This is a genomic window from Burkholderia sp. CCA53, from assembly GCF_001685525.1.
Classification (GTDB): domain Bacteria; phylum Pseudomonadota; class Gammaproteobacteria; order Burkholderiales; family Burkholderiaceae; genus Burkholderia; species Burkholderia multivorans.
On sequence record NZ_BDDJ01000001.1, the window covers coordinates 2,341,746 to 2,364,450 of the forward strand.

The window sequence follows — 22,705 nt, forward strand, 5'->3', positions numbered from 1 at the left end:
GCGCCGTTTCGTTTTATCCGGCGCCGGCGGCGCGTTCGTAGGGCAGGGAGTGGCAACGCAGTGACACGACAACAGCAGTCGTTCGACAACATCGTCGAGCGCGAACAGGGGCTGCGCCACGCGCTGACGTCGGGGCAGATGGCGATGATCGCGATCGGCGGCGCGATCGGCACGGGACTCTTTCTCGGCAGCGGTTTCGCGATCGGGCTCGCCGGCCCGAGCGTGCTCGTGTCCTATGCGGTCGGCGCGCTGATCGCATTGCTGCTGATGGGCGCGCTGGCCGAAATGACGGTCGCGCATCCGACGGCCGGCTCGTTCGGCGCGTATGCCGAACATTACGTCGGCCCGCTCGCCGGCTTTCTGGTCCGTTACGCGTACTGGTTCGCGGTCGTATTCGCGATCGGCACGGAGATCAGCGCGATCGCCGTGTTCATGAAGTACTGGTTTCCGGCCGTGCCGGGCTGGTACTGGGTCATCGGCTTCTCCGCGCTGCTGATTGCGGTGAATCTCGCGAGCGTCACGCTGTACGGATCGGTCGAATATGCGTTCTCGCTGCTGAAGATCGCGGCGATCGTCGTATTCATCGTGCTCGGCGCGTACCTCGTGTGGTCCGCGCCGCCCGCATCCGGCATCGGCTTCGCGAACTACACCGCGCACGGCGGTTTCATGCCGAAGGGGCCGTGGGGGACCTGGGTCGCGGTGATCGTCGCGATCTTCAGCTACATGAGCATCGAGGCGGTCGCGATCGCGGCCGGCGAAGCGCGCGATCCGCAGCACGCGGTCACGCGCGCGTTCCGCTCGACCGTGTTTCGCCTCGTGCTGTTCTATCTGCTGACGCTGTCGCTGATGCTCGCGATCGTTCCGTGGACGCAGGCCGGCACCGACGAGAGTCCGTTCGTGAAGGTGATGGCCGCGACGCACGTGCCGTACGCGGCCGGCGTGATCAACTTCGTGCTGCTGATCGCGGCGCTATCGGCGATGAACAGCCAGCTGTACGTGACGACGCGGATGATGTTCAGCCTGTCGCGCGCACGTCTCGCGCCCGCGGTGTTCGGCCAGCTCGGCGCGAACGGCGTGCCGCGCGCGGCGCTGTGGATCTCGACGAGCGGCGTCGCGGTCGCGGCCGTGCTGGTCGCGCTGTCGCCCGATACGGCGTTTACCGTGATGATGGCGATCGCGATGTTCGGCGCGCTGTTCACGTGGCTGATGATCTTCGTCACGCATCTGCGTTTTCGTTCGAAATATCGTGGTCCTGCGCTCGCCTTCCGGATGTGGGCGCATCCGTTCGGCAGCCTGCTCGGCGCGGGGCTCGTCGCGGCGATCCTGCTGACGACCGCTTTTACGCGCGAATTCCGGATGACGATGGTGGTCGGCGTCGTGTTCGTCGTGCTGCTGACGCTTGCTTACGCGCTGCATTACCGGCATCAGCACGCACGCTGAGTTCCCGCGCGGCCGCTCGCTAAGGTTGCGTTAAGCTGGCGGCGGCTACATTCGATCCTGTCTGCAACGCGTTCCGGCTCGCCCGGTTCGCCGCTTTCCTGCAAAAGGGCTCGAATGAACAAACTTCCCGAAATCACGCTTGCGTTCTGGATCATGAAGATCTGCGCGACGACGCTCGGCGAAACCGGCGGCGACCTGCTGTCGATGACGCTGAACGTCGGCTATGCAGTGAGCTCGATCCTGCTGTTCGGTTTCTTCGTCGTTACGCTCGGCGCGCAGCTGCGCACCACGCGCTATCGGCCGGCGGTCTACTGGGCGGTGATCGTCGCGACCAGCACGGCCGGCACGACGATGTCCGACTTCATGGACCGCACGCTCGGGCTTGGCTACGCGCTCGGCACGTCGATTCTCGTCGCGATCCTGCTGTCGATCTTCGCGATCTGGCGGCTGAGCGGCGAATCGCTGTCGGTCGACCGGATCCGCACGCGCAAGGTCGAGATGCTGTACTGGATCGCGATCCTGTTCTCGAACACGCTCGGCACCGCGCTCGGCGACTTCCTCGCGGACAGCTCCGGCCTCGGCTTCGGCGGCGGCGCGCTGCTGATCGGCGGCCTGCTCGCGGCGATCGTCGTCGCGCACTATTTCACGCGAATCTCCGGCGTGCTGCTGTTCTGGGGCGCGTTCGTGCTCACGCGGCCGTTCGGTGCGACGGTCGGCGACTTGCTGACGAAGCCGACCGCCAAGGGCGGGCTCGCACTCGGCACGGTCGGATCGTCGGCGGTGCTGCTCGGCGTGCTCGTCGCGATGGTCGTCTACGCGATGCTCGCGCAGCAGCGGCAGCGCGACCTGACGGCCGCGCGGATCGCGCAGCGCGTCCAGGACTGATGCGGGGCGCGCGAGCGCCGATCGACAAAAAAGGGGCATGCGGCCCCTTTTTCGCGCATCCGACGCATCGTTCAGTGACGGCCGGTGCTGCCGAAGCCGCCCGCGCCGCGTTCGCTTTGCGCGAAGTCGTCGACGATGTTGAACTGCGCCTGCACGACCGGCACGATCACGAGCTGCGCGAGGCGCTCAAACGGGTTCAGCACGAATTCCGTTTGCCCGCGGTTCCAGGTCGATACCATCAGCTGGCCCTGGTAGTCGGAATCGATCAGCCCGACCAGATTGCCGAGCACGATCCCGTGCTTGTGGCCGAGACCCGAGCGCGGCAGGATCAGCGCCGCGTAGCCGGGGTCGGCCAGATGGATCGCGAGGCCCGTCGGCACGAGCGCCGTGTCGCCCGGTTTCAGCGTCAGCGGCGCGTCGAGGCACGCGCGCAGATCCAGGCCCGCGCTGCCGGCGGTTGCGTAGGCGGGCAGGTAGTCGCGCATACGCGCGTCGAGAATTTTCAGGTCGAGTTTCATGCGGTTCGAATCGGTCGGGAAGGGCGCGGCGGCGCGTGCCGCCGCGCGCGAGTTCAGATCAGGCTGTTGTCCGGCAGGCGCTTCGCGATTTCGTCGACGATCACGTGCGCGAGCTCGTCCTTCGGCGCGCGCGGCAGCCGCGTGAGGCCGCTTTCGTCGAACAGCACGACTTCGTTGTCGTCGCGGCCGAACGTCAGCGGGCCGAGATTGCCGACCAGCAGCGGCACGTTCTTGCGCTTGCGCTTTTCGTCGCCGTGCACGTCGAGGTCGCCGCTTTCGGCCGCGAAGCCGACGCAGAACGGCGGATCGGGCAGCGCCGCGACCGACGCGAGGATGTCGGGATTCTCGACGAATTCGAGCGGCGGCATCTTGCGGTCGGCCGTCTTCTTCATCTTGTGCTCGGCCGGCTGCGCGACGCGCCAGTCGGCCACCGCGGCAACCGCGATGAAGATGTCGGCATCGTTGATCGCGTTCATCACCGCGTCGTACATCTGCTGCGCAGTCTGGACGTCCTCGCGGTACACGCCCCACGGCGTGTCGAGCGCGACCGGGCCGGCGACGAGATGGACTTCGGCGCCTGCCTGCTGCGCGGCGCGCGCGAGCGCGAAACCCATCTTGCCGCTCGAGCGGTTCGTGAGGCCGCGCACCGGATCGAGCGGTTCGAAGGTCGGGCCGGCCGTGATCAGCACGCGCCGATGCGCGAGCCGCTTCGGCCGGAAGTGCGAGACGATCGCTTCGTAGATCGCTTCGGGTTCGAGCATGCGGCCGTCGCCGACTTCGCCGCACGCCTGCGCGCCGGAGTCGGGGCCGAGCACCGACACGCCGTCGGCGCGCAGTTGTGCGACGTTGCGCTGCGTAGCCGGGTTCTGCCACATCTGCCGGTTCATCGCGGGCACGACGAGCAGCGGACAGTCGCGCGCGACGCAGAGCGTCGACAGCAGATCGTCCGCGAAGCCATGTGCGAGCTTCGCGAGGAAATCGGTCGACGCCGGCGCGATCACGATTGCGTCGGCCTCGCGCGACAGGTCGATGTGCGCCATGTTGTTGTCGATGCGCGCATCCCACTGGCTCGTATAGACGGGACGGCCGGACAGCGCCTGCATCGTGACGGGCGTGATGAACTGCGTGGCGGCTTCCGTCATCGCGACCTGCACGGTCGCTCCGGCTTTCGTGAGCAGCCGGGTCAGCTCGGCGATCTTGTAGCAGGCGATGCCGCCGGTCAGGCCGAGAACGAGGTGTTTTCCTGCGAGTTCCGCGTGTGCCAACTCAGGCCTCCAAGGGTCGAACGAGACGGCCGGCACGCACGCCGGCCGTCGACGCAGAGTATGCGCGCTTAGCGCGCCCCGCGCACGCGACGCAGTTCGTCGTAGATCAGCAGCACGGCGCCGATCGTGATCGCGGAGTCGGCAAGGTTGAATGCCGGAAAGTGCCAGCCGCCGAGATGGAAATCGAGGAAGTCGATCACGTGGCCGTACACGAGCCGGTCGATCACGTTGCCGAGCGCGCCGCCGAGGATCAGCGCGAGCGACAGGCTGAACAGCCGCTGGTGGCCGTGGCGCTTCAGCAGGAAGCAGATCACGAGCGTCGCGCCGACGCCGAGCGCGGTGAACGCCCAGCGCTGCCAGCCGCTCGCGGTCGACAGGAAGCCGAACGCGGCGCCGCGGTTGTAGACGAGCACGAGGTTGAAGAACGACGTCAGCGCATGCTGCGCGCCGTAGGCAAACGTCTTCAGGATCGCGATTTTCGACAGCTGGTCGAACAGGATCACGATCAGCGAAATGCCCAGCCACGGCGCGAGTGCGCCGCTGGCCGGTTTCGACAGGGTTTTCGCCATATTTACGCAGCGCTCCGGGTTTCGCCGTTTTCAAACAGGTTCGAGAAGCAGCGGCCGCACAGCGTCGGATGATCGGCGTGCGCGCCGACGTCTTCACGATAGTGCCAGCAGCGTTCGCACTTCTGATACTTCGACGCGGCCACGTCGACGCCTTCCTGCGCTTCGTCGTCGACCTTGACGACCGTCGCGGCCGACGTGATCAGCACGAACTTCAGATCGTCGCCGAGGCTCGCGAGCGCGTCGTAACGCGCGCCGCTCGCGTGCACCGTCACTTCGGCCTGCAGCGACGAGCCGATGCGGTTCGCGGTGCGCGCTTCCTCGAGTGCCTTCGTCACGTTGCCGCGCACGTCGCGCAGCAGCGACCACTTGTCGATCAGCGCATCGGCGTTGGCGACGTCCGGATACGCGTAATACGTTTCGGTGAAGATCGTGTCGCTCGCCGGCTGGAACACCTTCCACGCTTCCTCGGCCGTAAACGACAGGAACGGGGCGAGCACGCGCAGCAGGCCCTGCGTCAGGTGGTACAGCGCTGTCTGTGCGGAGCGGCGCGCGCGCGAGTCGGGCGCGCTCGTGTACAGGCGGTCCTTCAGCACGTCGAGATAGAAGCCGCCGAGGTCTTCCGAGCAGTACGTCTGCAGCTTCGCGACGACCGGGTGGAACTCGTACTTCTCGTAGTATGCGAGCAGTTCGGTCTGCAGCTGCGCCGAGAACGCGACGGCATAGCGGTCGATCTCGAGCCACTCGTCGACCGGCACCGCATGCTGCGCGTAGTCGAAGTCGGACAGGTTCGCGAGCAGGAAGCGCAGCGTGTTGCGGATCCGGCGATAGCCTTCCGTCACGCGCTTCAGGATTTCCTCGGAGATCGCGAGCTCGCCCGAGTAGTCGGTCGATGCGATCCACAGGCGGATGATTTCCGCGCCGAGGCGATTCGCGACTTCATGCGGATCGACGCCGTTGCCGAGCGACTTGCTCATCTTGCGGCCTTCGCCGTCGACCGTGAAGCCGTGCGTCAGCAGCCCCTTGTACGGCGCGCGGCCGTCGAGCATCGACGCGGTCAGCAGCGACGAATGGAACCAGCCGCGATGCTGGTCCGAGCCTTCGAGGTAGAGGTCGGCCGGGAACTGCAGCTGATCCTTGTGCGAGCCGCGCAGCACGTGCCAGTGCGTCGTGCCCGAGTCGAACCACACGTCGAGCGTGTCGCGGTTCTTTTCGTACAGGTTCGCGTCGTCGCCGATCAGCTCGCGCGGATCGAGCGTTTGCCACGCCTCGATGCCCGACTTTTCGACACGCTTCGCGACTTCCTCGAGCAGCTCGAGCGTGCGCGGATGCAGCTCGCCGGTTTCCTTGTGCACGAAGAACGCCATCGGCACGCCCCACTGGCGCTGACGCGACAGCGTCCAGTCCGGCCGGTTCGCGATCATGCTGAAGAGGCGCTGCTTGCCCCACGACGGATAGAACGCCGTGGCTTCGACGCCTTCGAGCGCGGTCTCGCGCAGCGTCTTGCCGCCTTCGCGCGGCGTGACGTCCATCCCGGCGAACCATTGCGACGTCGCGCGGTAGATGATCGGCGTCTTGTGGCGCCAGCAGTGCATGTAGCTGTGCGTGTACTTCTCGCTGCGCAGCAGCGTGCCCGCGTCGCGCAGCGCGTCGACGACCTTCGGATTCGCATCCCAGATCGACAGCCCGCCGAACAGCGGCAGCGATTCGATGTAGCGGCCGTCGCCCATCACCGGATTGATGATGTCGGAGTCGGTCATGCCGTGCGTCTTGCAGGAGATGAAGTCTTCGACGCCGTACGCGGGCGACGAGTGCACGACGCCGGTGCCGGTGTCGGTCGTCACGTAGTCGCCCAGATAGACGGGCGCCGTGCGCTTGTAGCCGGGGTGGGCCGACGCGAGCGGATGGTGGAAGCGCAGGTTGACGAGCTTCACGCCCGGCGCGGTCGCGACGACGCGGCCGGTCAGCTTGAACTCTTCCATGCACGCGGCGACGCGCTCTTCGGCGACGATCAGCAGCCCGCGCTCGGTATCGACGAGCGCGTAGACGATTTCGGGATGCAGGTTCAGCGCCTGGTTCGCGGGGATCGTCCACGGCGTCGTGGTCCAGATCACGATGCCGCCTTCGGCGCGCGGCAGCGCGGGCAGCCCGAACGCCTGCGCGGTCTTTTCCGGTTCGGCGAACGGGAACATCACGTCGATCGTCGGATCGGTGCGGTCCTTGTACTCGACTTCCGCTTCAGCGAGCGCCGAGCCGCAGTCGAAGCACCAGTTCACGGGCTTCAGCCCGCGATAGACGTAACCCTTCTCGATGATCTTGCCGAGCGCGCGGATTTCTTCCGCTTCATTCACGAAGTTCATCGTCTTGTAGGGATCGGCCCAGTCGCCGAGCACGCCGAGGCGCTTGAAGCCGGCCTTCTGCTTCTCGATCTGCTCGGTCGCGTACGCACGCGCCTTGCTCATCACTTCGGCGGCCGGCAGCGACTTGCCGAACTGCTTCTCGATCTGGATTTCGATCGGCATCCCGTGGCAGTCCCAGCCCGGCACGTAGGGCGCATCGAAGCCGGCCATGTTGCGCGACTTCACGACGATGTCCTTCAGGATCTTGTTGACCGCGTGACCGAGGTGGATGTCGCCGTTCGCATACGGCGGGCCGTCGTGCAGGATGAACTTCGGCCGGCCCTTGCTGGCCGCGCGGATCTTCTCGTAGACGCCGCGCTCCTCCCACTCCTTGACCCACTGCGGCTCGCGCTTGGGCAGATCGCCGCGCATCGGGAACGGCGTGTCGAGCAGGTTGACCGGATACTTGGCCTGCGGTTTCGAATCGGCTTTCTTGTTGCTCATGATGGGATCGCTATCTAAATCGGGGGACGCACGTGCGTCGTGAATCGGGCGCGCGCGCAGCGCGGCGCGAGGTGTGCGGCGCGCTGCGCGCCGCCGGCCGGATCAGCTAATTCGGTCGGTCGCCGACGTCGAGAAGCCGGTCGCGCGGCTGCCCGGCGCACGGTCGCGCTCGATGAAGTACGCGCGCGCGTTCGCGACGTCCTGCGCGATCGCGCGGGACAGCGCCTCGAGATCGTCGAATTTCGCCTCGTCGCGCAGCTTTTTCAGGAATTCGACGCGCACGAGCTTGCCGTATGCGTCGCCGTGCCAGTCGAGCAGGTGCACCTCGAGCAGCACGCGGCCGGAATCGTCGACGGTCGGCCGCAGGCCGAGGCTCGCGACGCCGGGCAGCGGTGCGGGGCCGAGGCCGTGCACCTGCACGACGAAGATGCCCGACAGCGCAGGGCGCTTGTGCGCGATCGGCAGGTTCAGCGTCGGGAAGCCGAGGTCGCGGCCGAGCTTGAGCCCGTGTGCGACGTGGCCGCTGATCGCATAGCTGTGGCCGAGCGCGCTCGCGGCCGCCTCGAGATCGCCCGCGGCCAGCGCGGTGCGCACGCCGGAGCTCGAGATGCGCGTGCCGTCGCTGCCGGCGATCGTGCCCATCTGCTCGACTTCGAAGCCGTACTGCTCGCCGGCCGCCTTCAGCGTGTCGAAGGTGCCCGCGCGCTTCGCGCCGTAGCAGAAATCGTCGCCGACCATCATCCAGCGCGTGTGCAGCCCGTTGACCAGCGTGCGTTCGACGAACGCCTGCGGCGACTGGCTCGCGAACGTGTGATTGAAATGCTCGACCACCACGCGATCGACGCCGTGCTCGCGCAGCGCCTCGAGCTTGTCGCGCAGCATCGCGATGCGCGGCGGTGCGCCGGCCGGGTTGAAGAATTCGCGCGGATGCGGCTCGAACGTCATCACGCACACGGGCAGGCCGCGCGCGTCCGCTGCCGCGCGCACGCGCGCGAGCAGGGCCTGATGCCCGCGATGGACACCGTCGAAGTTGCCGATCGTCAGCGCGCAAGGCGCGCGGCTCTCGGCGTTGGGCAGGCCGCGGAAGACTTTCACGATAGCGGATGCAGCGTCGGGGATGGGCGGTGGGATGCCGCAAAGCAGAAGATTATAAACGTTCGGGCGGCGCGGCGGCTCAGGAGGCGGGAAACGCGGGGCCGAATGGTAAAATTCGCGGATGAAAAAACTCGTGATCCTGATTTCCGGTCGCGGCAGCAACATGGAGGCCATCGTCCGCGCATGCACGCACGAACGCTGGCCGGCCGAGGTCGCCGCCGTGATCGCCAACCGGCCCGACGCGGCCGGCCTCGCCTTTGCCGCATCGCACGGCATTGCGACCGCGGTGGTCGACCATCGGTCGTTCGACGGCCGCGACAGCTTCGATGCGGCGCTCGCCGCCGAGATCGACCGGTTCGCGCCCGATCTCGTCGTGCTCGCCGGCTTCATGCGCATCCTGACGCCCGAATTCGTCAGACGATATGAGGGCCGGCTGCTGAACATTCATCCGTCGCTGCTGCCGAGCTTCAAGGGCATCCGCACGCACCAGCAGGCGCTCGACGCGGGCGTCGCGCTGCACGGTGCGACGGTCCATTTCGTCATTCCGGAACTCGACAGCGGCGCGATCGTCGCGCAGGGCGCGGTGCCGGTGCGCGCGGGGGACGACGCCGCGGCGCTCGCGCAGCGCGTGCTGGCGGTCGAGCACGTGCTGTATCCGCGGGCGGTGCGCTGGTTCGTCGAAGGGCGCCTGCGCCTCGAAGGCGACCGTGCGGTCGTCGCGCCCGAGGAGGCGCGCTGGATTTTCGCGGATCAACCGCAAACCGAAACGAGCGAGGGTGTATGAAGCTGCACGGATTCCTGATCGGCCAGATCGAGACGCTGCTGGCCGAAGTGCTGAAATTTGCCGGTCCCGCCGACGCGACGACGAGCCGCTTTTTCCGCGCGCATCCGAAGCTCGGCCACGCGGAGCGCGGCGTGATCGCCGAAGCCGTGTTCGCGGTACTGCGCCGCAAGATGGAGTTCGCGCATCTGGCCGAGAGCGGCACGGGCAGCCCCGCGCGACGCCTGACGCTGCTCGGCCTGATGCAGACGATGGGCCGCAACGCGCTAAAGCCGTTCGTGTCGCCCGCCGAGGCGGCGTGGCTCGAGCATGTATCGAAGATCGATCCGGCGAGCCTGCCGTTGCGCATCCGCACGAACCTGCCGGACTGGATCCAGCAGGCGCTGTCCACGCGCTTCGATGCCGAGGAGCTCGCGCAGCTCGCGGCCGCGCTGAATTATCCCGCGCCGCTCGATCTGCGCGCGAACGTGCTGAAGGCCACGCGCGAGCAGGTGATCGACGCGCTGCGCGCGAACGGCATCGACGCGGGCGAGACGCCGTTCGCGCCGCACGGCGTGCGCGTGGTCGGCAAGCCGGCGCTCACGCGCCTGAAGCTCTTCGAGGAAGGGCAGATCGAGGTGCAGGACGAGGGCAGCCAGCTGCTGTGCTCGCTCGTCGCGCCGCGCCGCGGCGAGATGGTCGTCGACTTCTGCGCGGGCGCCGGCGGCAAGACGCTCGCGCTCGGCGCGATGATGCGCTCGACCGGCCGGCTGTATGCGTTCGACGTGTCGGAGAAGCGTCTCGCGAAGCTCAAGCCGCGCCTGGCGCGCAGCGGGCTGTCGAACGTGAACCCGGTGCTGATCGACAGCGAGCACGACGCGAAGATCAAGCGGCTCGCCGGCAAGATCGACCGCGTGCTCGTCGACGCGCCGTGCAGTGGTCTCGGCACGCTGCGCCGCAATCCCGACCTGAAGTGGCGCCAGACGCGCACGTCGGTCGACGAGCTCACGCCGAAGCAGGCGTCGATCCTCGCGAGCGCGGCGCGCCTCGTGAAGAAGGGCGGCCGCCTCGTCTACGCGACCTGCAGCGTGCTCGACGCCGAGAACGAGCGCATCGTCGAGCAGTTCCTCGCCGATCATCCGGACTTCGTGCTCGTGCCGGCGCAGAAGGTGCTCGCCGATCAGCGCATCGAGCTCGAGACGGGCGACTACCTCTCGCTGTGGCCGCACCGCCACGCGACCGACGGCTTCTTCGCGGCGGTGCTCGAGCGGCGCGCGGCGCAGTAACGCAGCAGGGCACGGACGATGGAGAACCGACTGCTGTCGCACCGGCTTGCGTCGGTGATCCGCGACTTCAACGAGCTGGTCATGATCTGGCAGGCCGCGATTCTCGTCGGCGCGCTTGCGTTTGCCTGGGTCGCCGCGCGCTTCATGCACGGCCGGATCGACGCACGCCGGCGGGCGGCCGGCCGCCTGCCGGGCGCGGGCGCGCAAAGCCTGAAACGCGCGCTCTTTCCGCTGTTCGGCGGGCTGTTCGTGCTGGCCGCGCAGCTGGCGTTCGAGCCGTTCATGTCGACATCGCTGTTGTCGCTCGCGCTGGTGCCGCTGTTCGGCATCGGGCTCATCTACGTGCTGTTTTTCTTCGCGCGGCGCGTGTTCGCGCGCGACGGCCACTCGCATGCGTGGCTCTCGATCGTCGAGAAGCTCGTGTCGGTGATCGTGTGGGCCGCGATGGTGCTGACCGTGCTCGGCATCCAGCGCGACGTGCTCGACTGGCTCGACAGCGTGCAGTTCCGCGTCGCGAACGCGCACCTGACGCTGCTGTCGCTGATCTCCGGCGCGCTGTGGGTCTGCGTGACGCTGATGGTTGCGATGTGGCTCGGCTCGGTGCTCGAGGACCGGCTCGCGCGCGCGAGCACGCTCGATGCGAACCTGCGCGTCGTGCTCTCGCGCGTCGGCCGCGCGCTGCTCGTGTTCGCGGCGGTGCTGATCGGGCTGTCGCTGGTCGGCATCGATGTCACGGTGCTCGGCGTGTTCGGCGGCGCGGTCGGCGTCGGCCTCGGCTTCGGGTTGCAGAAGATCGCGAGCAACTACGTGTCGGGCTTCATCATCCTGCTGGACCGCTCGCTGCGGCTCGGCGACGCGATCAGCGTCGGCGGGCTGCAGGGCGTCGTCACGCAGATCCGCACGCGCTACACGGTCGTACGCGGCCTCGACGGCAACGAGACGCTGATTCCGAACGAGAAGCTGATCACCGACGTCGTGCAGAACCAGTCGTCGTACCTGACGCGCGGCTATGCGAAGCTCGCGGTGCAGGTCGCGTACACGAACGACGTCGAGCAGGCACTCGCGTTGCTTGCCGAGGCCGCGCGCGGCGTGCCGCGCGTGCTCGACGAGCCGGCGCCCACGCCGTATCTCGTCGGCTTCGGCGCCGACGGGATCGACCTGGAGCTCGGCTTCTGGATCGCGGACGCGGCGACGGGCACCGGCAGCGTGCGCTCGAACGTGAACCGGAACATCTGGCGGCTGTTTCATGAGCACGGGATCTCGATTCCGTACCCGCAGCGCGAGGTGCGCGTGATCGGGCTGCCCGACGCGCTGGGCGGCACGGTGCGGGCGGCCAACGAGCCTCCCGTGGACGGCCGTGCGGCCGACGCGGCGCCCGCGTCGAGCGCGCAGCAGCCGGCCGCGTGACGTGCAGCGGCCGAAACGGGAGCGCGGCGGGCGCGGCGTCCGTCCGTGGACCGTTCCCGTTGCTTCTCGACAAGAAAATATTCATTTTTTACAAAGACTTGGAACGGTTGAAGTAAAATTTCGGTCTATTCGCGGTATGCTTTCATTTTTATGACGTCGGCCCGTTGCCGGCGTCGCACTCACCACAGGTAACTGCCTTGCTGAATTCCCTGCTCGATTTTCTTTCTCACGGGCTTCTGCGTTTTTCGTGGTGGCAGGTCGCGCTGTTCGCGCTGGCCGTCACGCACGTCACGATCATCGGCGTGACGGTCTATCTGCACCGCTGCCAGGCGCACCGCGCGCTGGAGCTGCACCCGATCGCCAGCCACTTCTTCCGCGCCTGGCTGTGGATGACGACCGGCATGCTCACCGGCCAGTGGGCGGCGATCCACCGCAAGCACCACGCGAAGTGCGAAACCGAGGAGGATCCGCACAGCCCGCAGACGCGCGGGATCTGGAAGGTGTTCCTCGAAGGCGCGGAGCTCTATCGCGCGGAAGCGAAGAACGAAGAGACGCTGCGCAAGTACAGTCACGGCACGCCGAACGACTGGATCGAGCGCAACGTCTATTCGAAATACCCGATCCTCGGCGTGAGCCTGATGATGGTGATCGACGTCGCGCTGTTCGGCGTGATCGGCCTCACCGTGTGGGCCGTGCAGATGGTCTGGATTCCGTTCTGGGCGGCCGGTGTCGTCAACGGTTTCGGCCACTTCTGGGGCTATCGCAACTTCAATTCGGCCGACGCGAGCACGAACCTCTTTCCGTGGGGCATCGTGATCGGCGGCGAAGAGCTGCACAACAATCACCACACGTTCGCGACGTCCGCGAAGCTGTCGAACAAGTGGTACGAATTCGACATCGGCTGGATGTATATCCGCATCATGTCGGCGTTCGGCCTCGCGAAGGTGAAGAAGGTCGCACCGACGCCGCGCCTGAACAAGCCGAAGACGGTGCTCGACCAGGAAACGCTGCAAGCCGTGCTGTCGAACCGCTACGAAGTGATGGCGCGTTACGGCAAGGCCGTGAAGCGTGCGTATCGTCAGGAGCTTGCCCATCTGAAGGCGCTCGGCGGCGAGAAGTATCAGCTGATGCGCGGTGCGCGCAAGTGGTTCCACAAGGACGCCGACGGGCTCGACGAGCCGCAGAAGAAGCTGCTGCCCGAGATCTTCGCGAACAGCCAGAAGCTGCACACGTATTTCCAGCTGCGCCAGGATCTGGCCGCGATCTGGGATCGTTCGACCGCGTCGCGCGAACAGCTTCTCGCACAATTGCAAGATTGGTGTCATCGCGCCGAACAAAGCGGCATCAAGGCATTGCAGGAATTTGCGATGCGCCTGCGCCGCTACGCCTGATTCGAAATCGATTAGAATCTCAGGACGTCACAAACCCCGCGCTGGCGGGGTTTTTTCATTTCGGCCGCCGGTTTTCGCGGTCGCGATGGGCGACGCTGAATGGTGTTTGGGGCCGGCACGCGCGGCGCGCGCACGCCGGCCGGTGCGAAGCATGGGGTCGCGGCATGCGCAAGCGCGTGCGGCGGCCGACAGGAGACTGTGAGATGCAATCGACGATCAAGTCCGTCGAATACGATCGGCCGCTCGCGGCAGGCGCCACGTGCGGCGTCGGGCAGGCGTGGGCGAAGGTGCCCGAGACGCCGTCCGCGGAGGAGCGTGCGGCGCTCAAAGCGCGCATCAAGGCGTTGCTCGTGCGTGAAAAGGCCGTGCTCGTCGCGCATTACTATGTCGACGCCGAATTGCAGGAGCTGGCCGACGAAACCGGCGGCTGCGTCGCCGATTCGCTCGAGATGGCGCGCTTCGGCCGCGATCACGACGCGCAGACGCTCGTCGTCGCCGGCGTGCGCTTCATGGGCGAAACGGCCAAGATCCTGAGCCCGCACAAGCGCATCCTGATGCCCGATCTCGACGCGACCTGCTCGCTCGATCTCGGTTGCCCCGTCGACGAGTTCTCCGCGTTCTGCGATGCGCATCCCGATCGCACCGTCGTCGTCTACGCGAACACGAGCGCAGCCGTGAAGGCGCGCGCGGACTGGATGGTCACATCCTCGATCGGTCTCGAGATCGTCGCCGATCTGCATGCGCGCGGCGAGAAGATCATCTGGGCGCCGGATCGCCATCTCGGCAGCTATATTCAGAAGAAAACCGGCGCGGACATGCTGATGTGGCAGGGCTCCTGTCTCGTTCACGACGAATTCAAGGGCATCGAGCTCGACCTGCTGCGCGCCGAATATCCGGACGCGAAGGTGCTCGTGCATCCGGAATCGCCGGAGAGCGTCGTCGCGCAGGCCGACGTCGTCGGCTCGACCACGCAGCTGATCGACGCGGCCGTGAAGTTCGACGCGACGCGTTTCATCGTCGCGACCGATCTCGGCATCCTGCACAAGATGCAGCTCGCGGCGCCCGGCAAGACCTTCATCGCCGCACCGACGGCCGGCAACAGCGCGACCTGCAAGAGCTGCGCGCATTGCCCGTGGATGGCGATGAACGGCCTCGCGAATCTCGCCGACGTGCTCGAACGCGGCCACAACGAAATCTTCGTCGATCCGGCGATCGGCGAACGCGCGCGTCTGCCGATCGACCGCATGCTCGCGTTCGCGGCCGCGCACAAGAAGCGCGTGCAGGCGAGCGGCGATCTGCAGCGCGACCAGCCACTGTTTGCGAACGTGGGGGCGGCATGACGAGCGCCGTTTCTCCGCTTTACGACGCGATCCGCGCGCAATACGGCGCGGCCTTCGACGACGCGATCGCGCGCAACGTCGCCGACGCAATTGCCGAAGACGTCGGCCCCGGCGATCAGACCGGGCGGCTCGTGCCGGCCGACGAGCGGCGTCGTGCGCGCATCATCGTGCGCGAGGAGGCCGTGCTGTGCGGCGTGCCGTGGTTCGACGCGGTGGTCGCGCAGATCGATCCGTCGATCGCCGTGCAGTGGCGCTACCGCGAAGGCGACCGGATGACGGCCGACTCGATCGTCTGCGAACTGGAAGGGCCGGCGCGCGCGCTGCTGACCGCCGAGCGCAATGCGCTGAATTTCCTGCAGCTGCTCTCGGGTGTCGCAACGGCGACGCGCCGCTACGTCGATCGCATCGAGGGCACGCGCGCGAAGATTCTCGATACGCGCAAGACCTTGCCGGGGCTGCGGCTCGCGCAGAAATACGCGGTGCGCGTCGGCGGCGGCGAGAACCAGCGTCTTGCGCTGTACGACGGCATTCTGATCAAGGAAAACCACATTGCGGCCGCAGGCGGCGTCGGCGAGGCGCTCGATGCGGCATTCGCGCTGGACGCGGGCGTGCCCGTGCAGATCGAGGTCGAGACGCTCGCGCAGCTCGACACGGCGCTCGCGCACGGCGCGCAGTCGGTGCTGCTCGACAACTTCACGCTCGACATGATGCGCGAAGCGGTGCGCGTAGCGGCCGGCAAGGCGGTGCTCGAAGTCTCGGGCGGCGTCAATTTCGACACGGTGCGCACGTTCGCCGAAACCGGCGTCGACCGCATCTCGATCGGCGCGCTGACGAAGGACGTGCGCGCGACCGATTATTCGATGCGCATCGTCGCCTGATCGCGCGACGCGCGGCAACGCAACGAAAAGGCCGCCGGTGCGTATGCGCCGGCGGCCTTTCTCTTTCCGGTCGACGCGTGCCTGGCTCAGCGACGCGAACGCGGCTGCAGCACGCTCGGCAGCGCCTTCGGCAGCGTGTTCGGCCAGTCGCGGCTGTAGTGCAGCCCGCGGCTTTCGCGGCGCGACTGCGCACTCTTCACGATCAGCGTCGCGACGTCGACGAGATTGCGCAGTTCGAGCAGATCGCGCGTCACACGGAAGTTCGCGTAGTACTCATGGATTTCGTCACGCAGCAGCGACAGCCGATGCTTCGCGCGCTCGAGGCGTTTGTCGGTACGCACGATGCCGACGTAGTTCCACATCAGCCGGCGCAGCTCGTCCCAGTTGTGCGCGACGACGACTTCTTCGTCGGCATCGGACACGCGGCTCTCGTCCCATGCGGGCAACGGACCCGTCGCTTCGACGTCGAAGCCGGCCGCTTCGATCGCCCCGGCCGCCGCACGGCCGATCACGAGGCATTCGAGCAGCGAATTGCTGGCGAGCCGGTTCGCGCCGTGCAGGCCCGTGTACGACGTTTCGCCGACCGCATACAGGCCGGCCAGATCGGTGCGTCCGGCAAGGTCGGTCACGACGCCGCCGCACGTGTAGTGCGCGGCCGGCACGACCGGGATCGGCTCCTTCGCGATGTCGATGCCGAATTCGAGGCAGCGCGCGTGGATCGTCGGGAAATGCTCGCGCAGGAACGCTTCGGGCTGGTGGCTGATGTCGAGATAGACGCAGTCGATCCCGCGCTTCTTGATCTCGAAGTCGATCGCGCGCGCGACGATGTCACGCGGCGCGAGCTCCGCGCGCGGATCGTGCGCGGGCATGAAGCGCGTGCCGTCCGGCAGCTTCAGCAGGCCGCCTTCGCCGCGCACGGCCTCGGAGATCAGGAACGATTTCGCGTACGGATGGAACAGGCAGGTCGGATGGAACTGGATGAATTCCATGTTCGCGACGCGGCAGCCCGCGCGCCACGCCATCGCGATGCCGTCGCCGGTCGCGGTGTCGGGGTTGGTCGTGTACAGGTAGACCTTGCCGGCGCCGCCCGTCGCGAGCACCGTGTGCGGCGCCTCGATCGTGATCGTGCGGTCGTGCTCGACGTCGAGCGCGTACAGGCCGTGACAGCGGCGGCCGGGCAGGCCGAGCCGGTCCGACGTGATCAGGTCGATTGCGTGATGGTTTTCGAAGAACGTGATGTTCGGATGCCGGCGCGCGCGCTCCGACAGCGTCGCGAGCACCGCATGACCGGTCGCGTCGGCCGCGTGGATGATTCGGCGATGACTGTGGCCGCCTTCGCGCGTCAGGTGAAAGCCGAGTTCGGCCGCGTCGTCCTTCGTGAACGGCACGCCCTGCGAGATCAGCCATTCGATCGCCTCGCGGCCGTGCTCGACGATGTAGCGCGTCGCAGCTTCGTCGCACAGGCCGCCGCCTGCGACGAGCGTATCGTCGACGTGGTTTTCGATGCTGTCCGCCGAATCGAGGACAGCGGCGATGCCGCCTTGTGCGTTATCGCTCGCGCCTTCCATCATCGAACGCTTCGCGATCAGCGCGACGCGTCGCGTGCTGGCCAGGTTGAGTGCGACCGACAGCCCTGCCAGGCCGCTGCCGACGATCGCCACGTCGAATTTCATGCTGCATCTCCATCGTTGTGCTGTGAGGCTCGTGCGTTCCGGCGGCCGCGCCGCGGGAAAGGGGAGAGCATACCGCGTCGGACGAAGCTGCGTACGCGCAAAACAAAAAGCCCCGCATGAGCGGGGCTTTTCGTGTCAACAGGCTGTGCAGGAAGCGGAGATTACTTGATCTTCGTTTCCTTGTATGCCACATGCTTGCGGGCGACGGGATCGAACTTCATGATCTCCATCTTTTCCGGCATGTTGCGCTTGTTCTTCGTGGTCGTGTAGAAGTGACCCGTACCAGCGGTCGACTCGAGCTTGATCTTGTCGCGTGCGCCTTTTGCCATGATTGTGCTCCTTGGGCTTAGGCTTCGCCGCGTGCGCGCAGGTCAGCGAGCACGGAATCGATGCCGTTCTTGTCGATCAGGCGCAGGCCGGCGTTCGAAACGCGCAGGCGCACCCAACGGTTTTCGCTTTCCACCCAGAACCGGCGGTTTTGCAGGTTCGGCAGGAAGCGGCGCTTGGTCTTGTTGTTCGCGTGGGAAACGTTGTTGCCGCTCATCGGCGCTTTCCCAGTTACTTGGCATACGCGTGCCATGAGAGCACTCCTAATACGCTAAATTCGGGGTTCGATCGCCGGTGAAGGTTCTCATCGCGCCGCCACGTGATCCATGGCCGCACTCCGAACGCACAAGCCCTTGCAGACAAGGCCCTTCGATGGCTAGAACTGGTTGGAAAAAAGACAGACGGCGATTCTAGCAGAAAAATATCAGGAAAATCAAACCTAATTTCGCATCGCCGTTGCGGCGCTCCGCGAAGGGGCGCCGCGCCACAGTCTACAGCCAACCGGCGCGCGCGAACGAGAATGTGTCGGCCTTGCCGACGACGACGTGGTCGAGCAGCCGCACGTCGACCAGCGCGAGCGCGTCGCGCAACATGCGCGTAAGCCGCCGATCTTCGGCACTCGGCTGCACCGCGCCCGACGGATGATTGTGTGCGACGATCAGCGCGGCCGCGTTCAGCCGCATCGCGCTGCGCACGATCTCGCGCGGATAGACGGCCATGCGCGTCAGCGAGCCGCGCGCATTTTCCTCCATGTCGATGAGCCCGTGCCGGGCATCCAGATACAGCGTGACGAAGACTTCGTACGGCCGCGTGCCGATCTTCAGCCGAAGATAGTCGTCGACGGCGGCCGGCGAGTCGATCGGCCGGCGCAGCAGCGCCTTTTCCGCGAGCGCGCGGCGCGAGAGCTCGGTGATCGCGCCGAGCAGCGCCGCGCGCGCCGGCCCGATGCCCGGACATGCGCCGAAATCGGCCGGCGTCGCGTCGAGCAGCCCGCGCAGCGAACCGAACCGCACCAGCAGCGCGCGGGCGCTCGCGAACACGCTGTGCCCGCGCACGCCGGAGCCGAGCAGGAGCGCGACGAGCTCGTCGTCGGTCAGCGCGGCCGGCCCGCGCTCGAGCAGCCGTTCGCGCGGCAAATTCGCCCGCCAGTTGCCGGGCCGGCGCCGGCGCGGCGCGCCGGGCTGCGCACGCGCGGGCGGGGCCGGCGGAACGTCGTGCGCGTCGCGGCATTCGACGGGCGGAAGAAGGCAGGATATGAGCATCGTCGAAACTCCATTGGCGGCGGCCGCACGTGCAACGTCGTCGCACTTTCAGCCTTGCGCGCTCAGGTGACTTACAATATTGGCTTTGCGCTGGGCCTCGCGGCCGTTTCGGGCGCCGACTGAACGAGTAATTCATGAGCCTCATCGATCTATCCGAAGTGAAGCCCGGTTCCCATGTCACGCTGCATTACCGGCTTGCACTGGCCGACGGCGCCGACATCGTCAACACCTTCGCCGACAAACCCGCGACGCTGCTGCTGGGCGCCGGGCAACTGGCGCCGTCGCTGGAACAGATTCTGCTGGGGCTCAAGGTCGGAGACCATTCGACTTTTCAGCTAACGCCAGAGCAAGGGTTCGGTCCCCGAAATCCCGACATGCTGCAGCGCGTGACGCTCGCGACGCTGCGCGAGAACGGCATGGTCGACGAGGACTTCACGCCGGGCGAACTGATCGAGTTCAACGCACCGGACGGCGGCCGATATGCAGGCGTGCTGAAGGAAGTCGGCGAAACCTCCGCGCTGTTCGATTTCAATCATCCGCTCGCGGGCCAAGCGCTCACGTTCGAAGTGAAAATCATCGGAATCCTGTAATCATGAGCACCACCGATACGCTGTCCGGACAGACCGTCGCCGCCGACGCCGAAATCCTGCTCGCGCAGCCGCGCGGGTTTTGCGCAGGCGTCGATCGCGCGATCGAGATCGTCGAACGCGCGATCGCGATGCACGGCGCACCGATCTACGTCCGTCACGAGATCGTCCACAACAAGTACGTGGTCGAGGATCTGAAGAAGAAAGGCGCGATCTTCGTCGAGGAGCTCGAGGAAGTGCCGGCCGGCAACACCGTGATCTTCAGCGCGCACGGCGTGTCGAAGGCCGTGCGCGACGAAGCCGGCGTGCGCGGGCTGCGCATCTACGATGCGACCTGCCCGCTCGTCACGAAGGTGCACGTCGAAGTCGCGAAGATGCGCCAGGACGGCGTCGACATCGTGATGATCGGCCACAAGGGCCATCCGGAAGTCGAAGGCACGATGGGCCAGGTCGAGCGCGGGATGCATCTGGTCGAGAGCGTCGAGGACGTGCAGAAGCTCGAACTCGCCGATCCGGAGCGCATCGCGCTCGTCACGCAAACCACGCTGTCCGTCGACGACGCGGCCGAGATCATCGCGGCGCTGAAGGCGAAGTACCCGAAGATCCGCGAACCGAAGAAGCAGGACATCTGCTACGCGACGCAGAACCGTCAGGACGCGGTGAAGTTCATGGCGCCGCAGTGCGACGTCGTGATCGTCGTCGGCAGCCCGAACAGTTCGAATTCGAGCCGTCTGCGCGAAGTGGCCGAGAAGCGCGGCGTCGCGGCCTACATGGTCGACGCACCCGAGCAGATCGACCCGGCATGGGTCGCCGGCAAGCGCCGCATCGGCGTGACGGCCGGCGCGTCGGCACCGGAGGTGCTCGCCCAGGCCGTGATCGCGCGGCTGCGCGAGCTCGGCGTACGCAACGTGCGCGCGCTCGAGGGGATCGAGGAGAACGTCTCGTTCCCGCTGCCGCGCGGGCTCAACCTGCCCGCCGCCTGATTGCCGCATTGCAATCGCGATGCACCGAAGCGCGCCTGACGGCGCGCTTTTTTTTTGTCCGTCGAATTCCCCACTCGCAACCATCGTTCCCCGGCATGGTGCAACCCGGTTGCTCCGTCCGTTCCAAACGGCCTCTCAAAATTGGTTGCAATGCAGGAAAACCCCATCGAATCAGGAATATTGGCGCGTTCTAAATGGAGTTACAATGCGCCCGTTTTGAGGCCGGAATGGCTTCGAAAGCAGGTTTTGGCAAGGCGCGGGAGACCTATTCGATGCATGTGAAGTTGGCTTACGCCGTGTCCGTCGCCGCACCGGTTGCAATGGTCGCCGGCTGCAGCAAAAAGAGCGACGACGAGGCGGGCAGGGAGGCTGCGGCGTGCGCGGCACCGCCGGCCAGCGACGTGCGCGTCGCCAGAACCGGTCGTGCGGCGTCGTGGGGGCGCCGTATCGCGCAACCGAGCAATGTAGACGGGACACGTTTGACGATCGAGGACATCCACGTAGCGGGCCGCACGCACGCCGGCTCGCCGCACGCATCCGTCGCGGCCTGCCGCGCGCGCGGCGCGACGGCGGGCACGCGGGTTGCCGCGCAATGCGCGCCGGCGGCGGATGGCGGCCGCGCGAGCGTCGCCGCGTCGCCGATCTCCGTGTCCGCTCATTCCGATTCGACGAAGCAGCGCGTAGCGACGGCCCGTCGCGCGATCGCGCGCGGCCTGCTTCGTCCGCTGAATTCCGACGCAGTCCCGACCGGGATCGGAGGCGCGCGCCGCGCGGCAACGCGTCGTGCGGTGCGCGCGTCCGGCGTCGGAGCACACACCCTTGGCGGCGGCAGCGCATGCGCCGGCAAGGCGGTCGAGCCCGCGCGCGGCGCGGTGCGCAACCTGATCGGGCGGGATACGGGGTTCGCCCCGGCCCGGACGGAACCAGGCGCGGCTTTCGGGAAACCGGACGCCGGCCGTTTCGGCATGCTGCCCTACGACTTCAAGGAGGCCCACACCACCGTCCTCGATGTCGTAACGATTTAGCGACGGGACTCACGACGGCACCGGAACAGTGCGGTGCCGTTTTTGTATCCGCTCCGGCGGCAGGTCCGGCCGTACAGGCCGGGCGGCGCGCGCCGGGACGATCAACCCTTACCGGTATCGACTAGTACCCGCAGTGTCGCCGAGAAGGCGCGATTCCTCGCTTACCCGCGGGGCGCAACGTCCTCCGGCCGCACGGGCCAAGGAGCTTTAAATGGATATTTTCGTCCAGCAGATCCTCAACGGGCTGGTGCTCGGCAGTGTGTACGCCATCATCGCGTTGGGCTACACGATGGTGTACGGCATTCTCGGCATCATCAACTTCGCGCACGGCGACGTGCTGATGATCGGCGCAATGGTCGCGCTGTCCGCCATCACCGTGCTGCAGAACCATTTCCCCGAACTCGGCAACATCGCGACGCTGACGATCGGCCTCGGCATCGCCGCGATCGTCTGCGCGTTCGTCGGCTTCACGATCGAGCGTGTCGCGTACCGGCCGCTGCGCCGCGCGCCGCGTCTCGCGCCGCTGATCACCGCGATCGGCGTGTCGATCCTGCTGCAGACGGCCGCGATGATCATCTGGTCGCGCAACCCGCTGCCGTTCCCGCAACTGCTGCCGACCGATCCGATCAACGTGATCAAGGCGACCGACACGACGCCCGGCGCCGTGATCTCGGTCACCGAAATCGTGATCATTGCCGTCGCGTTCATCGTGATGGGCGGCCTGCTGCTGCTCGTGCACAAGACGAAGCTCGGCCGCGCGATGCGTGCGATCGCCGAAAGCCCGAACACCGCGAGCCTGATGGGCGTGAACCCGAACTTCGTGATCTCGGCCACCTTCATGATCGGCTCCGCGCTCGCCGCGCTGGCCGGCGTGATGATCGCGTCCGAATACGGCAACGTGCACTTCTACATGGGCTTCATCCCCGGCATGAAGGCGTTCACCGCCGCCGTGCTCGGCGGGATCGGCAACCTCGGCGGTGCGATGGTCGGCGGCGTGCTGCTCGGCCTGATCGAGCAGCTCGGGGCCGGCTACATCGGCAATCTCACGGGTGGCGTGTTCGGCAGTAACTACCAGGACGTGTTCGCATTCATCGTGCTGATCATCGTGCTGGTGTTCCGTCCGTCGGGCCTGCTGGGCGAACGGGTCGCAGACCGCGCGTAACGGAAGGGAGCA

The 22,705-nt window shown here is 66.8% G+C and carries 21 protein-coding genes; 12 read left to right on the plus strand and 9 right to left on the minus strand.

Annotation, left to right across the window (positions count from 1 at the left end; all coding sequences use genetic code 11):
• Positions 1–60 precede the first annotated feature (60 nt).
• Together BCR55_RS10870 and BCR55_RS10875 are read left to right on the plus strand one after the other, a co-directional pair.
• Entirely contained in the window at positions 61–1,440 is a 1,380-nt protein-coding gene (locus BCR55_RS10870; RefSeq protein WP_065494552.1) for an amino acid permease, read from the plus strand.
• A gap of 114 nt (positions 1,441–1,554) precedes the next feature.
• Entirely contained in the window at positions 1,555–2,325 is a 771-nt protein-coding gene (locus tag BCR55_RS10875; protein WP_059940199.1) for a hypothetical protein, read from the plus strand.
• Positions 2,326–2,396: 71 nt separating this feature from the next.
• On the opposite strand, the gene dut is transcribed toward BCR55_RS10875, so the two are convergent.
• The 5 genes from dut to BCR55_RS10900 form a co-directional block, all read right to left on the minus strand.
• Positions 2,397–2,843, minus strand: coding sequence for a dUTP diphosphatase (dut, locus tag BCR55_RS10880; RefSeq protein ID WP_006410973.1), 447 nt, complete (start codon positions 2,841–2,843; stop codon positions 2,397–2,399).
• 53 nt (positions 2,844–2,896) lie between these two features.
• On the minus strand, positions 2,897–4,108 hold the full coding sequence (coaBC, locus tag BCR55_RS10885) for a bifunctional phosphopantothenoylcysteine decarboxylase/phosphopantothenate--cysteine ligase CoaBC (protein WP_006405884.1): 1,212 nt from the start codon (positions 4,106–4,108) through the stop codon (positions 2,897–2,899).
• A 68-nt stretch (positions 4,109–4,176) separates the two neighbouring features.
• The gene (gene lspA, locus BCR55_RS10890) at positions 4,177–4,677 is read right to left on the minus strand and encodes a signal peptidase II (protein ID WP_006398534.1); all 501 of its coding nucleotides are present in this window, start codon (positions 4,675–4,677) and stop codon (positions 4,177–4,179) included.
• A 2-nt stretch (positions 4,678–4,679) separates the two neighbouring features.
• Positions 4,680–7,517 carry an isoleucine--tRNA ligase gene (gene ileS / locus BCR55_RS10895; RefSeq protein WP_053296927.1) on the minus strand — a complete coding sequence of 946 codons (2,838 nt, stop codon included), beginning with the start codon at positions 7,515–7,517 and terminating at the stop codon, positions 4,680–4,682.
• 102 nt (positions 7,518–7,619) lie between these two features.
• A complete protein-coding gene (locus BCR55_RS10900; RefSeq protein ID WP_006405882.1) occupies positions 7,620–8,612 on the minus strand; it encodes a bifunctional riboflavin kinase/FAD synthetase in 993 nt (330 codons plus the stop codon).
• A gap of 121 nt (positions 8,613–8,733) precedes the next feature.
• Here BCR55_RS10900 and purN point away from each other — a divergent pair, with 121 nt between their 5' ends.
• The 6 genes from purN to nadC all read left to right on the plus strand — a co-directional run bounded on the left by purN (position 8,734) and on the right by nadC (position 15,674).
• On the plus strand, positions 8,734–9,396 hold the full coding sequence (purN, locus tag BCR55_RS10905; RefSeq protein ID WP_006405881.1) for a phosphoribosylglycinamide formyltransferase: 663 nt from the start codon (positions 8,734–8,736) through the stop codon (positions 9,394–9,396).
• Positions 9,393–10,658: an RsmB/NOP family class I SAM-dependent RNA methyltransferase gene (locus BCR55_RS10910; protein ID WP_053296930.1), complete on the plus strand. Its 1,266-nt coding sequence runs from the start codon at positions 9,393–9,395 to the stop codon at positions 10,656–10,658. The genes purN and BCR55_RS10910 overlap by 4 nt, the downstream gene beginning before the upstream one ends.
• An 18-nt stretch (positions 10,659–10,676) precedes the next feature.
• Positions 10,677–12,065 carry a mechanosensitive ion channel family protein gene (locus BCR55_RS10915; RefSeq protein WP_053296932.1) on the plus strand — a complete coding sequence of 463 codons (1,389 nt, stop codon included), beginning with the start codon at positions 10,677–10,679 and terminating at the stop codon, positions 12,063–12,065.
• Positions 12,066–12,262: 197 nt separating this feature from the next.
• On the plus strand, positions 12,263–13,456 hold the full coding sequence (locus BCR55_RS10920) for an acyl-CoA desaturase (RefSeq protein WP_006398540.1): 1,194 nt from the start codon (positions 12,263–12,265) through the stop codon (positions 13,454–13,456).
• A gap of 203 nt (positions 13,457–13,659) precedes the next feature.
• On the plus strand, positions 13,660–14,796 hold the full coding sequence (gene nadA / locus BCR55_RS10925) for a quinolinate synthase NadA (RefSeq protein ID WP_006398541.1): 1,137 nt from the start codon (positions 13,660–13,662) through the stop codon (positions 14,794–14,796).
• Positions 14,793–15,674 carry a carboxylating nicotinate-nucleotide diphosphorylase gene (gene nadC / locus BCR55_RS10930; protein WP_053296935.1) on the plus strand — a complete coding sequence of 294 codons (882 nt, stop codon included), beginning with the start codon at positions 14,793–14,795 and terminating at the stop codon, positions 15,672–15,674. The genes nadA and nadC overlap by 4 nt, the downstream gene beginning before the upstream one ends.
• Before the next feature lie 86 nt (positions 15,675–15,760).
• On the opposite strand, the gene nadB is transcribed toward nadC, so the two are convergent.
• From nadB to radC, 4 genes are all read right to left on the minus strand, one after another.
• Complete coding sequence (gene nadB / locus BCR55_RS10935; RefSeq protein ID WP_053296937.1) at positions 15,761–17,347, minus strand: L-aspartate oxidase; 1,587 nt, start codon at positions 17,345–17,347, stop codon at positions 15,761–15,763.
• Positions 17,348–17,508: 161 nt separating this feature from the next.
• Entirely contained in the window at positions 17,509–17,676 is a 168-nt protein-coding gene (gene rpmG / locus BCR55_RS10940) for a 50S ribosomal protein L33 (RefSeq protein WP_004185395.1), read from the minus strand.
• A 17-nt stretch (positions 17,677–17,693) separates the two neighbouring features.
• Entirely contained in the window at positions 17,694–17,927 is a 234-nt protein-coding gene (rpmB, locus tag BCR55_RS10945; protein WP_004186391.1) for a 50S ribosomal protein L28, read from the minus strand.
• Positions 17,928–18,165: 238 nt separating this feature from the next.
• Positions 18,166–18,936, minus strand: a complete 771-nt coding sequence (gene radC / locus BCR55_RS10950) for a DNA repair protein RadC (RefSeq protein WP_053296938.1) — start codon at positions 18,934–18,936, stop codon at positions 18,166–18,168.
• 134 nt (positions 18,937–19,070) lie between these two features.
• On the opposite strand from radC, the gene BCR55_RS10955 reads away from it, so the two are divergent.
• The 4 genes from BCR55_RS10955 to BCR55_RS10970 all read left to right on the plus strand — a co-directional run bounded on the left by BCR55_RS10955 (position 19,071) and on the right by BCR55_RS10970 (position 22,693).
• On the plus strand, positions 19,071–19,526 hold the full coding sequence (locus tag BCR55_RS10955; RefSeq protein WP_006405874.1) for a peptidylprolyl isomerase: 456 nt from the start codon (positions 19,071–19,073) through the stop codon (positions 19,524–19,526).
• A 2-nt stretch (positions 19,527–19,528) separates the two neighbouring features.
• Positions 19,529–20,506, plus strand: a complete 978-nt coding sequence (gene ispH, locus BCR55_RS10960; protein WP_006398548.1) for a 4-hydroxy-3-methylbut-2-enyl diphosphate reductase — start codon at positions 19,529–19,531, stop codon at positions 20,504–20,506.
• Between the two features lie 227 nt (positions 20,507–20,733).
• Positions 20,734–21,531, plus strand: a complete 798-nt coding sequence (locus BCR55_RS10965) for a hypothetical protein (RefSeq protein WP_053296939.1) — start codon at positions 20,734–20,736, stop codon at positions 21,529–21,531.
• Positions 21,532–21,742: 211 nt separating this feature from the next.
• Positions 21,743–22,693, plus strand: a complete 951-nt coding sequence (locus tag BCR55_RS10970; RefSeq protein ID WP_006405872.1) for a branched-chain amino acid ABC transporter permease — start codon at positions 21,743–21,745, stop codon at positions 22,691–22,693.
• The last annotated feature ends 12 nt before the right edge of the window (positions 22,694–22,705 follow it).

Bases quoted from the DNA above. Each gene is read 5' to 3' on its own strand.
- BCR55_RS10875 (WP_059940199.1), top strand. From the start codon at position 1,555: ATGAACAAACTTCCCGAAATCACGCTTGCGTTCTGGATCATGAAGATC.
- dut (WP_006410973.1), bottom strand. From the start codon at position 2,843: ATGAAACTCGACCTGAAAATTCTCGACGCGCGTATGCGCGACTACCTG.
- lspA (WP_006398534.1), bottom strand. From the start codon at position 4,677: ATGGCGAAAACCCTGTCGAAACCGGCCAGCGGCGCACTCGCGCCGTGG.
- ileS (WP_053296927.1), bottom strand. From the start codon at position 7,517: ATGAGCAACAAGAAAGCCGATTCGAAACCGCAGGCCAAGTATCCGGTC.
- purN (WP_006405881.1), top strand. From the start codon at position 8,734: ATGAAAAAACTCGTGATCCTGATTTCCGGTCGCGGCAGCAACATGGAG.
- BCR55_RS10910 (WP_053296930.1), top strand. From the start codon at position 9,393: ATGAAGCTGCACGGATTCCTGATCGGCCAGATCGAGACGCTGCTGGCC.
- BCR55_RS10915 (WP_053296932.1), top strand. From the start codon at position 10,677: ATGGAGAACCGACTGCTGTCGCACCGGCTTGCGTCGGTGATCCGCGAC.
- nadA (WP_006398541.1), top strand. From the start codon at position 13,660: ATGCAATCGACGATCAAGTCCGTCGAATACGATCGGCCGCTCGCGGCA.
- nadC (WP_053296935.1), top strand. From the start codon at position 14,793: ATGACGAGCGCCGTTTCTCCGCTTTACGACGCGATCCGCGCGCAATAC.
- nadB (WP_053296937.1), bottom strand. From the start codon at position 17,347: ATGAAATTCGACGTGGCGATCGTCGGCAGCGGCCTGGCAGGGCTGTCG.
- rpmG (WP_004185395.1), bottom strand. From the start codon at position 17,676: ATGGCAAAAGGCGCACGCGACAAGATCAAGCTCGAGTCGACCGCTGGT.
- rpmB (WP_004186391.1), bottom strand. From the start codon at position 17,927: ATGGCACGCGTATGCCAAGTAACTGGGAAAGCGCCGATGAGCGGCAAC.
- radC (WP_053296938.1), bottom strand. From the start codon at position 18,936: ATGCTCATATCCTGCCTTCTTCCGCCCGTCGAATGCCGCGACGCGCAC.
- BCR55_RS10955 (WP_006405874.1), top strand. From the start codon at position 19,071: ATGAGCCTCATCGATCTATCCGAAGTGAAGCCCGGTTCCCATGTCACG.
- ispH (WP_006398548.1), top strand. From the start codon at position 19,529: ATGAGCACCACCGATACGCTGTCCGGACAGACCGTCGCCGCCGACGCC.
- BCR55_RS10965 (WP_053296939.1), top strand. From the start codon at position 20,734: ATGGCTTCGAAAGCAGGTTTTGGCAAGGCGCGGGAGACCTATTCGATG.
- BCR55_RS10970 (WP_006405872.1), top strand. From the start codon at position 21,743: ATGGATATTTTCGTCCAGCAGATCCTCAACGGGCTGGTGCTCGGCAGT.